Raw genomic sequence first — 13,490 nt, forward strand, 5'->3', positions numbered from 1 at the left:
ATAATTCGAGCAGAAAATGCCGATGTTTGCGAGCAGAGGCGCTTATGTTGGCAAGCCGCTACACATAGCGGCCGCCCTCGACAATGTAGTGGCTGCATGACTGCCCGGTTTCCTTCCCGCCTGGCTGGCCGGTATCCGAAGGGTGCAAGCCGATCTCGTGCATTTTCGCCGCCCATTCCTTGTTGTGGTAGCCGGCGCGCGACGGCTTGCCGAAATGGTGCTGCCAAAGGTGCGCCATCTCATGGGCGAGGGTCGAAAGGCTCTGCTCGTCGGTGCGGCTTCTGAAATGCGACGGATTCAGTGCGATTTCGTCGGTGATCTCCGCGCCGTCCTTCGATCCGAACCGGCCGCCCGCGAAATAGCCATAGGCTTTGTTTTTGCGCTGCAACGTCACGAGGCAGGCCGGCAGCTCGCCGCCAAACAGACGATCGTTGAAAAAATCGAACGCCTGATTCAGCGCGGCATAGGTTTTTGCGGTGGGATTGGCGGGGGACATGGCGGCCTCTTTTGTACCGTACGAAACAACAATCTCACATCCTAGGATGACATGCAAGTATGATTACATGATTTCATGTTTTACGCCGCCCTTGCCGCCCCCTTTCTTTCGAAAGCCCATACGACATTGGCCGCAGGTGAGGGGGTTGGTGATTTTGCTCTGAGGGTCCCGGGTCGGACCGCCTATTATGCGGTCCGGAACCGCCGCAGGGCCGCGTGAGCGGCCCGAACAGCGGCGTCCGCTTATGTTTTCACATAGAGAATAGAATTAGAGGGGGATTCAGTCTGGTTATCGGACTCACGTTTCATGAAGGTCTTTGCCATCCTCACAAGGGCCTGCCCAAGCGGGCTATCGCCGGCATCGAGCTGCGTTCGCTCATCGAGGGGCAGAGCGTTCTTGTAGGCGTCGATCGCCTCGCTCCATGCCTGCTGATCCTGTCCATGATCCGCAGGAGGGGGAGGGGCCTTGCCGAACCGGCCAAGGAACTGCCGGGCCTTTTCCGGCAGGGACAGGCGATAGGCGTTGCTCGCCTGCTGCACCTGGGGGCCGCGCCCCTCGTTCCCGGTCGGCTCGTAGCGCCGCAGCCAGTCGATGAAGCCATGCGCCCGTAGGTTCTTCAACGCCCGCACGATCGTATCGCGTGAGCGGCCCAGGCGGTCCATGATCGTGGTGATTGACGGCTCTAGCCGGCCGGTACGGAAGTCGATGAGATTGACGAACAGCCGCAGCACGTCGAGCGCGATCGACCCTAACGGGCCGCTGCGCTCGCCCTTCTTCTCGCGCAAACCGGCCTCGTTGTAGATTTCGGCCGCCCTCAAGATCGCCTGCACGTCCTTGCGCGTCGTCGCCTGCCAGATACGGCCCTCCGATCGCCCCTTGAAATAGCTGCGCCGACGAACCGGCGTCGGGCAGCGTGCGGCCGGGGGAGGCAGGACCAGGCCAAGCGCGGCTTGGCCCGATCCGCGCCATGCGGCCCGGCGCTCCTGGGCGAGCGCGGAGAGCTGGCCGGCGTCTTCCTCGGAGAGCTGGCCGGCGCTGTAGCGCGTCCAGACCTCCCGCATGATTTCATCAAGCGCGTTCGCACGCGCGCAGCCAATCGCGGCCGCGATTTGCGTCCTCAACATCTGTCCTTCGTCCTTCCATTCGGAGGACATGACGGCGCGGACGGCGGACAAAGATTCCCCGTTCCCGGCGAGACTCACTCTTGCCGGGTGGTTCACTCTCGACTATGTTAGGGGCTGTTCAGGCGGTCCTAACAAAGCCGTTTCCGAAATCCGAAAACCCCTTGCCGCTGCTAACGGCTAGGGGTTTTTCATTTCATGTCCTCGGTGCGTTCTCGATATAGAACCTCAAAGCTTCTTCGATGATCGGGGCGCGTGATGACACGCCCTTCGCTTCCTTGATCTGGTCAAGTCGTGCGACCAGATCGGCGGGAAGATCGGTGTTCACATAGATACGGCCGGCCGCCTTTAACCGCTCCCGATGGGCGGCTACCTTCTCTTTGACAGGTATAGCGGTTCGACTCATGGTTACATGAAACCGCGATTCTTCCGATTCTACAACCCCTTGAATCCAAACCGCTGAAATCGTGGGGTTTCCATTGTGGTGGCCGGCGCTACCGGATCATGATCTTGGCGCGACTCAGATAATCGACGGGCCGGGGCGGGCGCTTTCAAGAGCTTGCTTGATTGTTTCGTGCGACGCAAAATCAGCGTCGGTCAGCTTTCCGATGCCGCGCCATCTAACGCCCGGTAGAGCGTGGCGCGATGCACACCAAAGAGCCGGGCGATTTCGGCAACCGGCTTCTTGTCCTCATGGATGAGCTGGCGGGCGTGCGCAATCTGCTCGGCCGAGAGGGCAGGGGAAGGACCGAACCGCACACCTCGGGCCTTCGCCGCGATCCGGCCGGCGCTCGTGCGCTCCACGATCAAGGAACGCTCGAAATCCGCGATGCCGGCGAACACGGTCAACACCATGCGCCCGGCCGGCGTCGTGGTGTCGGCCCACGGCTCGGCCAAGGAGCGTAGGCCAGCGCCGGCCTCCTTGATCCGCTCCGCGATCGCCAGAAGGTCGCCGGTCGATCGGGCGAGGCGGTCTAGCCTGGTGATCGTCACCACGTCGCCGGCGCGCAAATGATCGAGCATCCGGGCCAGCTCAGGCCGGTCTCGCTTCGTCCCGGAAGCCTTTTCCTCAAAGATGCGAACGCAGCCAGCCGCGCCCAGGGCGGCCCGCTGCTGGCCGAGGTCCTGGCCGCGCGTCGAAACGCGGGCATAGCCGATGAACACTCGGCCGGCGTCGGAAGCTGGTCGGTCGGTCATGGCTCCCTCCTGTCGCAAATCATGTCGCAAGCTTTCTACCACTTGCGACAATGACATGCGACACAAAAAAACCCCGATTTTCCGGGGGCGGCCGATCTGTTGCAGGTTTTAGGAATTTTGCGACAAGTGTTTAAGCGGTCAAATGCTCGATGAGGATTGACAGTCCCAGACCGAAAAGCGCGATTCCTGCGACGGCCTCCGCAATGCGGCCGAAGCGCTCGCCGATCAAGCGACCGACAAGCATTCCTCCCGCTGACATGAGGAACGTCGCAAGACCAATCGCGATCGCGATTACAACAATATTGACCTTCAGGAAGGCCAACGAAACGCCAACGGCCATTGCATCAAGGCTGGTGCCGATCGCGGTTGCTATCAATACCGTAAACGACCGGCCAACAGGGTCATCGTCGGCTTTCTTCCATAAAGCCGCATAGAGCATATGAAGGCCAACCGTAGCGAGCAGTCCAAAGGCGAGCCAGTGGTCAATGGCCTCGACCAAGCTGCTTGCGGCAACGCCGGCAGCCCAACCGATAACGGGCGTGATTGCCTCGACTACACCGAAAACCGCGCCGGTGCGTAGCGCCTCGGAGTATCGCGGGCGGCCAATGGCGGCCCCTCTACCCACGGAAACCGCAAATGCATCGACAGACATACTGAAAGCAAGCAGGGTGATTGCAAAAGGAGACATAGCAGAATAGCCAAACGGACGATGAAACCGGGTGCTCCCTCGCCTGTCCGACAAAGGCGAGCTTCACCACGGTCTTGCTGGGCCGATCAATTCGGCTGACCACACCACGCGCACCGCGCGAGCCTGTTGGCATGGTCCCGCTTATTCAGCGGTAGCTACTCCCCGATGCGACGGAGATAAGAGAAGACGCCGGGAAAGTCAAAGTCAAAAAAGTCAATTACTGTCAAATAGTTATGCTTTTAATAATCATTAGCAGGTGAGGCATTGTCTCGGGCTTCTATACTCGGCCGTCGCACATATCCTGGAACCTGCGCTCGCTCAAACTACTCGACTGGCGTCGGCACGGTAATGGTGCAGTTCTGGTCTTTCCCGGTTCGCCTCGCCGCCTCAAAGCAAGCTGAAACCTCGCCTCCATTGGCATCGTAGAACTTTCGGCCCCATTCCATTTTGCCGGATTCACTCGGCTCGGCGGCACGGATAATGGCATAACCGGCGCTGACGCGATCCCGCCCCATGATCAGGCTCGCGACATGGCTATCGGCCGAAAACGGCAGGAAGCGCGGCAATAACAGCACCAGGAACACACCGGCGAGCAAACCGACGACACCGGCCATCCACATGCGGAAATCTTGGCTTTTCCGGTCATAGGCGCTCTTGGTGTAGGCGGCCAGGTTGATCGCCTCGCGCTCGAGGTCGCGGCCCTTGCCCTCGAGCTGCTGCGCGGCGGTGTGGATGAGGCTTTCCCCGCTGCGCTCGAGCGCGCGGGCATAATGTTCGGGACCGTTTTTCAAGATGGGCGATTTCTCGACCGCCTCAAGCCGCTCCCCGACATGAGCGAGCTGCTGGACGATCTGGCCGAGGTCCGCGCCATAGTCGGGCGGCTGCTGGATTTTCTCGTACTGGTCGAACGCTGCTTCCACGCCCTTGCGGATCGTCGTCATTTCCCGCCCGAGATCGCCGGCGAGGTCTTCGACCGTGCGCCGCAACGCCGCGAACGCCTCGGCCGGGTCGCCCGCCTCGGCCTCCTGGCTGTCGATGTCTTCCGGCTCGAATGGCTCCCTGTCGTCGTCCGTCATGCCTGCTCCTATCGTTCAAGCCCGAGGCTGCGGCCTCGCGTAAGCTGCTGCTCCATTTGCATGGTGATGCTGCGATCCCGCTGAAGGGAATCGATGCCAAGCTCCTGCGCCCGGTTGCGTACGATAGATTCAACCTGCGGATCGCGCTCGATCATGCCGGCGACTTTGCGCATTTGCCCCTCGACCTTGCCGCGCGCCTCGTCATGCTGCCAGCCACGAAGCGCCTTGCGCTCGCCCTGTAGTTCCTGCCAGCGGTTAATCAGCCGGTCGGCCCTGACATTCGGGTCCGCCTGCATGGCGCGCTCCCGGTCCATGCCGACCACGAGCTGGCCGACGCGCTCCCGGCCGGAAAGCTCGGTCATGGTGCGCGCCGTCTCCGGATCGTGACGCATGGCCGACACCATCAGCCGCGACGTTCCCGGTCTGTGGTGGTCGAGCTGCTGGCCGGCCTGCTGCATTTCGGCTTTCTGGCCTTCCAGCACCGGGAGGCCCTGGCGATCTTGTCGCTCGGCCGCCGACCAGGCGCGGGCGAAGCGATCAACCGACTGCTCGAATCCGGACATGGGCCGCAAACGGTCCGCCTGCCTCTTCTGTCCGAGTTTGGCTTGCGCCGGCGCCAGCCGCGCGCGCGCCTCCCTTTCCGGCCGCTCTCGCGCCACTGAGGCATTGAGCTTCAAGCGGTCGAACATGCCCCGCCCCATTTTGCGGGTAACTTGCCGCTCGGCTTGCTCCGGCCCTTTCTGGTCGATCTGTGGACCTTTTTCGTCGGCGCGGTCTTGCTGCGGGCGCTCGGCCGCCGCGCCGCGCCCGAGTTTCAGGCCCTCGAACGGATTTCGGCGCTGCCGCTGCTGCCGATCGTCGTCGCGCTCCTGAGCGGGATCCTTGCGAGGATCTGCACGGAGATCCTCGCCCTTGTTTTTCTCGACCGGTGAACGCAATCTGTCTGCGCTTGCGGCTTCGCGAGCCTGGTCCCGGCCCTCGTCCCCACCCCCCTCTATGCCCAAAGAGGCCGGGACCGATCTTTCCGATTGCGACAGGTTTTCACGCTCCCGCTCGCGCGGAATCTCGATCTCGCTGCGGATGCCCATTTGCTCCGCGATCCCGCGCCGCTCGGCAAAGTCGCGCGTATAGTCGAGCGTGGATTCCTTCACGCCCGACCGCGACAGCCGGCTTTCTAGCTGGCTATAGGCCAGTTCGCCAGCGTCCCGCGCCTTCCACGAATGGCGCTCGACCGTCTGGCCGTCCGGAAGGCGAACAGGCTCCGAGCCCATATGCTGAAGGCCGATCCTGTCCCCTATCTCCGGCGCGCGCTCGTTCATGGCCCGCTCAAGGTCAACGCCCCATGTGGTGCGGTGCTCCCCCTTGTCGTTTTCCAGCGTCACGAAATAGCTCTGGCTGTTCCCTTGCCTGTGCTCGTAGGGCGCGGCCCCATGCTCGACCAGGCGGCCCGAAGCCAACGTTTGGCCGGCTTGACGGCTGGTGAACTCGTCTTGGGCGGCGTAGAGCTGCACGCCGTCGCGATGCCGGGTCATGGCGACATAGGTTAGATGCCGGTCCATCGTCCCCGACGCCAGCACGAAGGACCGATCGACCGTCGCGCCCTGGTTCTTGTGGATCGTCGTCGCATAGCCGTGGTCGATGGCCTGATAATCATTCATGGATACCGATACGGTGCGTGCGCGATCCTCCCCGCTACGCGCGCCGCCGTCGAGCCGGGCGAGGATGCGCCCCGGCTCGACGGCTTCCACCGTGCCAAGCATTCCGTTCTTCACGCCAAGGTCGCGGCTGTTTTCGAGGAACACGATGCGGTCGCCCGTCGCAAAGTCGCGCTTGCCGTCATTGGTCTGGAAGGTCAGCGCACGGCCCGGCCCTTCTCGCCCATGATCGACCTCGGGGGCGACGTCGCCCGGCGCAAGGCTGTCGCCGGCCTCCCTGACACGCGCCAACTCGCCCCGCTCCTGAAGCTCGGAACGGATACCCTCATTGATGGCGCGAACATCGGCGCGGCGATGTGCCATCGCAACACGGGTGCCGTCCGGCCGCTCGTCGCGATCGGCAAGGTAATCGCGCACGATCTCGCCGCGCGCGTCCTCGCCGGTTTCGGCAAAGCTGATATTGCCGCGATCCCGATAGGCCGCCAGCCCCTCGGCCGTCCGGTGCGTGGCGAAGCCAACCGACGCCTTCCGCTGCCAGTCCACGCGCTGACGGCGAATTTCGGACAGCTCGGCATGGCCGATTTCTTCCGTGATCGCCCGGAACGGTGCGCCGGCCCCGATCGCCTGCAACTGTTCATGGTCGCCGACAAGGACGATCTTCGCCCCGCGCGCCTCGGCCTCGTTGACGAACCGGGAAAGCTGGCGGCTTCCGACCATACCGGCCTCGTCGATGACAAACACGTCGCCGCGGCCGAGCTGGCCGCGGTCGTTCTCCCAACCGCGGGACCATGACGCGAGCGTGCGGCTCTGGATGCCGGAACTTTCCTCCAAGCCCTCGGCCGCCTTGCCCGACAAGGCCGCGCCGTGGACCTGATAGCCCTCGGCTTCCCATGCCTCGCGCGCCGCCGCGAGCATGGTGGATTTGCCAGCGCCGGCATAACCGACAACGGCTGCGATGCGCTCCGGCCCGGTGACATGCTCGATCGCCCGGCGCTGCTCGTCCGACAGCCGAGCGGAAGCATCGCCGGCGGTCCGCTGAATGGCGACGTCCTGGCGCTCTATGGCCCGCTCGACATGCCGGCGATCGACGCCATGACCATGCGCCGCGTGCATCCGCTGCGCGCTCTCGATCATGCCGGATTCGGTCTCGACCATTTCGCGGGTCGAATACCGCGCAAGCTCGATCTCGCCCGTTGCCGGGTCCGCGCGCTCGGGCTGCAACTCCACCAGCGCCGGCGAGGCCATCACCTTCGCTAAGGCGCTCTGGAACTCCTGCGGGTCGTCGTTGATGTAGCGATGCAGCGCCCGCGCAACGTCGCGCCGGTCGAACACGCTCTTTTCCCCGGTGATGAGGGTTAGAACCTGCTCCGGCTTCTCGCGGATAAGATCGGCGTTACGCTGCGCCGCTTCCTCGTCCAGCCGCGTGCGCGACACGTCGAGGCCGCGCCGCTCCATCTGTGTGGCATGGACGCCCATATGTTCGGTCGGCGCGATCTCAAGCCCGCGCTCCATGTGCGAACGATGGTCGATGCGAATATCATGGCCGGCCATCGCCAGCCGCTCGTTGGCGATCCCCTCCCACCGCTGGCGAAGGTCGCGAAGCTGCATGTCGGTCGTCGGCAGGTCGTTCGCCAGCAGCCATTTGTTTTCGCGCTCAAGATAGGTCTTGTCGCCAAGGCCATCGGGCGCAACCTGCCGCGTCGTCATCATCACATGGGCATGGTGATTGCGAACGTCGCTGGCGTCGTGCGGCGCATGAATGGCGAAATCCACGGCCGCGCCATAGCGGTTCGCCAATTCCTGCGCGAACTCTCGGGTCGCCTCTAGCCGCTGCTCGGCCGAAAGCTCATGCGGCAACGCGATCTCAAATTCCCGCGCAACGCGGGCGTCCTTGCGCTTCTCGGCAAACTCGGCCGCATTCCACAACTCCGACCGATCCCGCGCCCAATCGGCGTTGACGCCTATGGGGCCGGCACCCGGCTCGGGCAACACGATCTCGGCATGTTCCACGCCCTGCTTGGCCGTGTAGTCGTGCGTGATCCCGTCCCGCTCGTTGGTCAGCTTCTCCCCCGCACGATAGGCCATCGAGGCGACGGCGCTGCGGCCGCTCGCCCTCGACACTGGCTTCATGCTCAAATGGTAGATCGCCAACGTCGATCACTCCGCTACTGTTTCACCTTTTCCATTGGCCAACTAACCAACGCGCGCTGAGTTACGCAGTAACTCGTAAGTGCGCCCTTCTCAACTCAATCGCTTCGCTCTTTCGTCGCTCGGTGTGGCGCTTGCGGCAAGCTAGATGCAATGAACTGAGGCTGCGATTGTGCTGCAAATCCGACGAATTTTCAAGAGATGCCGGCAAACAACTGGAAATGACGGCCGGGAATGATAGTCTCGGCGAACAACCGGAAAAGGAGATTGAGGCATGGCGCGCAAATCCATCGAAGAACGTCTAGCTCAACTGGATGCGCAACGCGCCAGCCTGAAAGCACGGCTTGGCAAACAGGAACGTGCTAACGACACGCGCCGCAAGGTGCTGCTCGGTGCGCTCGTCCTGCATCGTCTCGAAAACGGAAAGGACGAATTTTCCCGGAACCTGGGCGACTGGTTGCGCCGTGAGCTGCCCGGCTTCCTGACGCGGGACGGTGACAAGGAACTCTTTGCCGACCTGATCGGCGCGACGGCAACCGGACAAACGGCAGGGAGCACCGGGGAGGCTGGATCGTGATTCAAGCAACGCTTGCATGGGCCGCATTCAAGAATATGCTGCGCGCTGCCGCCCGCGATCCACTTTGGGCGTTCCTCGCGCTGATCGCCCTGCCCTTCCGTATCTGGCAAACGCTGCTGGTCGTCCTGTTTATCCTTATCGTCGCGCTGTTCGTGATCGGCTTCGGCGGCCGGTTCTTTCTTGAACAATGGGGCTTCGGTCCCGGTAGCGTTCCCTTTATCGCGCTCGATCTAGTCACGCTCCTGGCGCTGGCTTTGATCGCCTTCCGTTTCATCACCAATCCGCTGATTATCCACTTCGGGGACATGGAAGGCGAAACCCACGGCTCGGCCCGCTTCGCCACGAAGAAGGAAGTCGCGCCCCTCACCCGCGCTGATTCCGGGCTGCTGATCGGGCGCGACGGCCTGTCCAAAAGATTGCTGCGCTATGACGGCCCGGCCCACCTGTTGACGATGGCACCGACCCGAACCGGCAAGGGTGTGGGAACCATCATTCCGAATCTGCTCACCGCCGACCGCTCCGTGATCTGCATCGACCCCAAGGGCGAGAATGCCAGGATCGCCGGTCGCGCTCGCGAAAAGTTCGGCCCGGTCCATGTGCTCGATCCCTTCGGCGTCACCGGCCTGCCCTCGGCCGCCTTCAATCCGCTGGAAGGGCTCGACTCGACCGGCCTCGATGTCGCGGAGGATGCAAGCACCCTGGCCGACGCGCTCGTGTTCGATGAACCGGGCATGGCCGGAGAGGCGCATTGGAACGAGGAAGCCAAGGCCCTCATTGCCGGCCTGATCCTCCATATCGCCGCCCAGGAGCCGCGTGAGCGCCGGAACCTCGCCACCCTGCGCGACTATCTGACACTCGCCCCGGAAGCCTTCGCCACGCTCCTGAAGGACATGCAGGCATCCCCTGAAACGGCCGGCCTGGTCGCCCGCGCCGCAAATCGTCATCTCGGCAAATCCGACCGGGAAGCCGCCGGCGTCCTGTCGGCCGCGCAGCGCCATACCCATTTCCTTGACTCGCCCCGCATGACGGCCGTGCTCGGCCGCTCCGATTTCCGCTTTGCCGATCTCAAGCGCCGCAACGTCTCCATCTTCCTCGTCCTGCCGCCCGATCGCCTTTCGACCTATTCGCGCTGGCTGCGCCTGCTCGTCGCGCAAAGCCTCACCGACATGGCCCGCGATCCCGGCAAGCCCGCCGTTCCGGTTCTCTATCTGCTGGACGAGTTCGCCGCCCTCGGGCACCTGGCCCCCATCGAGCGCGCAATGGGCCTCATGGCCGGCTACGGCGTCCAGCTCTGGCCGATCCTGCAGGACGTTCACCAGCTCCGCGCCACTTACGGCCAGCGCGCCGGCACCTTCCTGTCAAACGCCGGCGTCCTACAGGTCTTCGGCGTCAACGATCACGATAGCGCCCGCCTCGTCTCCGATCTGCTCGGACAGGAGACGGTCGTGTTCCAGACCATGAGCCGCGCCCTCGATGCCGATAAGACCGGCATCACCTACGGCGAGCAACACACGGCCCGGCCGCTGCTGACCCCCGATGAGGTCCGCAACCTGCCGCAGAATCTCGAATTGCTGTTCCTCGCCGGTCAACGGCCGATCGTTGCCGGCAAGCTCGCCTATTACGCCGATGCAGAGTTCAAAGGGCTGTTCGACCAGGCATGAAGGATGAAACCATGACCGATACCGACGCACCCGAATGGCCCGATCCCACCGACAAGGCCCATGCCGTCGAACAAGCCAAGCGGCTCCGCAACCACGTCAACGAGGGCGGGTTGCGGTTTGAAGCCTATTTGCCGCCGTCGCTGGCCCTGTGGCTGCTCGACCTGATCGAACAGGGCAAATTCCTTGATCCGTCCGAAGCCGTGTTCGTGATCCTGGGCGAGCATAAGGAACTGGCACCCCATGCCGATCTGCGCCGGGAACTGCTCAAGCGCAGCATACAGGCGGCCGCCGATGATTCCCGGCCAGGTATTTCGGGCGACGAAATGAAAGCGCGGTTACGCGAGAAGTTCAAAAACCCCCTGCCCGAGCCGGCCAGATGGGAAAAACGGTCCCGGCGCTGACGCACCGGGGCTTTGTCACTGGCGGCCCTCCGGCTCACTACAGCGCGACGTGGGGGCGCGTTCGCCTCCGGGCGGGTCGCGGCTTCCGCCGCTCGGCACGACGCTAGCCCCCGGCCGGCCCGCTCTAATTGTCGAGGGCCGTAGGGGCGGCCGGGGACGGGTTACCTACACGCTTACATGCAAGCATGATTGCGCCGCCCCTGGCCTGCGCCTCGCTGCGCTGTGATTTCTCATAGGATGCCTCATCCATGATCCCGAGGCGACGCTGAGCGCTCGCCATTTCCGCGATTTCGCGGAAAAGGCGGCTAGGCTTCTTCTCAAGGGTCTCGGCGCGCTCTGCCATCAAGCTACCGCGAGCGTCATATGCCCGACAGCATCGGCGGCCGGCTTCACTGTAATTTCGATGTCGTAACCAAGCCGGTTCAGACATTCCATCAGCTTCCGTTCCGAGAGGTTTGTGAAGTCGCCCCGTAGGAGCGCCGACACTTTCGGCTGCGGAAGTCCCATGCGCCGCCCGGCTTCCTCTTGTGTAAGGTCGAGCCGACGCACGGCCTTAGTGATCTCGATCATCAGGCCGGATTTCATTTTCAGCTTTTCGGCATCGGGTAGGCCGAGATCGGCAAAGACATTGCCGGAACTCGTCGTGACCTCGACCCCATTAACGATGCGGGTTCTCATGTCTCATCTCCTTCGCCACTATCTCCGCCACCTTCAACCGGGCGCGGATAACGTCCATGTCCGCTTTCGGTGTGGCGATGCCGCTCTTGCTCTTCTTCTGAAAGCAATGCAGCACGAAAACAGCTTCCTCGAATTTGACCGTGTACACGGCCCGATATGTCCCGCCAGCGTCGTTCTCGACCAGTTCGAGGACACCAGCGCCGCCAAATCCTTTGAGGACTTTTGCGGCGGCGTGCTGCTCGCCCTGCTGCGCGAAACTAAGCGCAAAACCGAAAAACTTCCGCACATCGGCAGGAATCTGCATCAGGTCTTTGTAGCTGCTACCGATCCATTCTAGCGGGCGCTCGTCGTCATTCATGCTATTTTATACCTGAACTGATATAATTTGCAACCGGCCTGCGTGCATAAAAACATGAATTCATGCTTTCATGAAAGCATGCCTGCCTATTCGTCGCCCTCGCGGACAACCGGATAATTGTATTTGGCGAAAAGCAGGTTCAGGGCCTCGCCAACAAGGCGCTCCTTCGGAATCCGCTTGCCCTTCTCGTCCCTGCTGCGAAAGCTGATTTCATCCAGCGTCTCCCAATAAGCGGGCGGCAGGAAATGCGTTCTGCCGAGCTTGTTAGCTCGCGAGGGCGCAACATAGCTCCCGGCCGGCTGTGGTGAGCTTGGCGCGCTCCTTTGCGGCTCTGGCGGGGCCTCCGGCGCGGATGCGGGTTGCTCTGTGGTTTTGATCGCCGTAGCGAGAAGCGAAGGCTTGCGGCTCATGATTTCATCCTTTCATGATTTCCTGTAATCATGCTTGCCTGTTCTGAAAGGAACGTGAACAGGCCGGCGACTTCCTGGGCCGCACGACCATTTGGTTCCAGCTCTTGCGGCGTCTGGCCCAAGGCCGGGGCGTCCTCATAGGTTTTCAGTCGCGACACATGGATGGGGGCGACCTTCACGTTAAAGCTCGCGGCAATCGCGGCGGCATCGTCAACCGCCCTGCCTCCGGCGTTCGGATGCACCAGATTGAGCACAACGAACGTGGGCGGACTGCCGGCTATATCCAGCAGCCGCTTTAGCGGCTCCAAAGTCTCGATCGAAAATATCTGTGCCTGCGACGGGACCAAAACTATATCGGCGTGCTTGGCCGCTTCGGTCGAAGCGCTGTCCATCTTGCCGGGCGTGTCAATGAACACCCAATCCATGCCAAGGCCGCGATAGGCGTCCAGCGAGCGCCGGATAGCGCCGGGCTGGATCGAGGCAACGTCCGGACCGTCGTCCTTGCGCCGGTCGAACCAGTTGACGGCGTTCGTCTGTGGGTCGAGGTCGAGCAGGGCCGATTTCTTCCCGGCCAGGTGCGCCGCGACTGCAAGCGCCGTCGCTATCGTCGTCTTGCCGGTCCCGCCCTTCTGTGTGCAGAACGCCACTGTAATCATGATTGCATCCTTTCATGAAATAACGACTACATGCTTTTTCTACTACATGAAAGCATGTTTTCATCTAGGAAGGGTTAACTACTCCGCTTCCTCGGCGGCCGCCATTGGCTCGCTGCACTCGCCACACATCAGGCGGACACCGGGTTTCGCCCAGGCGTTCAACTCACATGACGGGCAGGTGTAACGGGTCTTGCTGGCCGACTTCGCCTTACGCGTCTTCCGGGCGTCGGCGTCGTCCCAAAGCTCGACATAGAGGGCGGTAAAGTCGGGCAGCGCCGCCAGCTCGGCAAAAACGCGGGCATAGCTGTAGCGGCTTGCCAACATAAGCGCCTCTGCTCGCAAACATCGGCATTTTCTGCTCGAATTAT

General features: G+C 62.6%; 14 protein-coding genes and 1 pseudogene. 3 read left to right on the plus strand and 12 right to left on the minus strand.

The features are described 5' to 3' along the window. Positions 1-58: 58 nt before the first annotated feature. The 7 genes from BFN67_RS18885 to traA all read right to left on the minus strand — a co-directional run bounded on the left by BFN67_RS18885 (position 59) and on the right by traA (position 8,384). Complete coding sequence (locus BFN67_RS18885) at positions 59-496, minus strand: SprT-like domain-containing protein (RefSeq protein WP_245295341.1); 438 nt, start codon at positions 494-496, stop codon at positions 59-61. A gap of 242 nt (positions 497-738) precedes the next feature. Further along, entirely contained in the window at positions 739-1,620 is an 882-nt protein-coding gene (locus tag BFN67_RS18890; RefSeq protein ID WP_080921086.1) for a helix-turn-helix domain-containing protein, read from the minus strand. Between the two features lie 193 nt (positions 1,621-1,813). After that, positions 1,814-2,023 (minus strand): ribbon-helix-helix protein, CopG family, encoded by a 210-nt coding sequence (locus BFN67_RS18895; RefSeq protein WP_025031070.1) that lies wholly within the window; start codon positions 2,021-2,023, stop codon positions 1,814-1,816. A gap of 191 nt (positions 2,024-2,214) precedes the next feature. After that, positions 2,215-2,814, minus strand: coding sequence for a recombinase family protein (locus BFN67_RS18900; RefSeq protein WP_080921075.1), 600 nt, complete (start codon positions 2,812-2,814; stop codon positions 2,215-2,217). 130 nt (positions 2,815-2,944) lie between these two features. After that, positions 2,945-3,502: a manganese efflux pump MntP gene (locus BFN67_RS18905; RefSeq protein ID WP_080921076.1), complete on the minus strand. Its 558-nt coding sequence runs from the start codon at positions 3,500-3,502 to the stop codon at positions 2,945-2,947. Positions 3,503-3,825: 323 nt separating this feature from the next. Next, positions 3,826-4,578 (minus strand): DUF6118 family protein, encoded by a 753-nt coding sequence (locus BFN67_RS18910; RefSeq protein WP_080921077.1) that lies wholly within the window; start codon positions 4,576-4,578, stop codon positions 3,826-3,828. An 8-nt stretch (positions 4,579-4,586) separates the two neighbouring features. Next, a complete protein-coding gene (traA, locus tag BFN67_RS18915; RefSeq protein WP_080921078.1) occupies positions 4,587-8,384 on the minus strand; it encodes a Ti-type conjugative transfer relaxase TraA in 3,798 nt (1,265 codons plus the stop codon). 271 nt (positions 8,385-8,655) lie between these two features. Between traA and BFN67_RS18920 the strand changes: the two genes are divergently transcribed. From BFN67_RS18920 to BFN67_RS18930, 3 genes are read left to right on the plus strand one after another with little or no spacing between them, the layout of a single operon-like run. Beyond that, the gene (locus BFN67_RS18920; RefSeq protein ID WP_080921079.1) at positions 8,656-8,958 is read left to right on the plus strand and encodes a mobilization protein; all 303 of its coding nucleotides are present in this window, start codon (positions 8,656-8,658) and stop codon (positions 8,956-8,958) included. 35 nt (positions 8,959-8,993) lie between these two features. Beyond that, positions 8,994-10,619, plus strand: a complete 1,626-nt coding sequence (locus BFN67_RS18925) for a type IV secretory system conjugative DNA transfer family protein (RefSeq protein ID WP_425349806.1) — start codon at positions 8,994-8,996, stop codon at positions 10,617-10,619. Positions 10,620-10,630: 11 nt separating this feature from the next. Further along, positions 10,631-11,020: a hypothetical protein gene (locus BFN67_RS18930; protein ID WP_080921087.1), complete on the plus strand. Its 390-nt coding sequence runs from the start codon at positions 10,631-10,633 to the stop codon at positions 11,018-11,020. A gap of 342 nt (positions 11,021-11,362) precedes the next feature. Here the strand turns inward: BFN67_RS18930 and BFN67_RS18940 are convergent, their stop codons facing one another. The 5 genes and pseudogenes from BFN67_RS18940 to BFN67_RS18960 all read right to left on the minus strand — a co-directional run. After that, positions 11,363-11,698: a helix-turn-helix domain-containing protein gene (locus BFN67_RS18940; RefSeq protein WP_080921082.1), complete on the minus strand. Its 336-nt coding sequence runs from the start codon at positions 11,696-11,698 to the stop codon at positions 11,363-11,365. Beyond that, the gene (locus tag BFN67_RS18945) at positions 11,679-12,056 is read right to left on the minus strand and encodes a type II toxin-antitoxin system RelE/ParE family toxin (protein ID WP_080921083.1); all 378 of its coding nucleotides are present in this window, start codon (positions 12,054-12,056) and stop codon (positions 11,679-11,681) included. The genes BFN67_RS18940 and BFN67_RS18945 overlap by 20 nt, the downstream gene beginning before the upstream one ends. Before the next feature lie 86 nt (positions 12,057-12,142). Beyond that, entirely contained in the window at positions 12,143-12,466 is a 324-nt protein-coding gene (locus BFN67_RS18950) for a chromosome partitioning protein ParB (RefSeq protein WP_192856881.1), read from the minus strand. Next, positions 12,463-13,122 carry a ParA family protein gene (locus tag BFN67_RS18955; RefSeq protein ID WP_080921084.1) on the minus strand — a complete coding sequence of 220 codons (660 nt, stop codon included), beginning with the start codon at positions 13,120-13,122 and terminating at the stop codon, positions 12,463-12,465. The genes BFN67_RS18950 and BFN67_RS18955 overlap by 4 nt, the downstream gene beginning before the upstream one ends. A 78-nt stretch (positions 13,123-13,200) precedes the next feature. Beyond that, positions 13,201-13,490, minus strand: a pseudogene (locus tag BFN67_RS18960) (hypothetical protein); the annotation flags it as partial.

This window comes from Manganibacter manganicus, assembly GCF_002075885.1.
Taxonomy (GTDB): domain Bacteria; phylum Pseudomonadota; class Alphaproteobacteria; order Rhizobiales; family Rhizobiaceae; genus Mesorhizobium; species Mesorhizobium manganicum.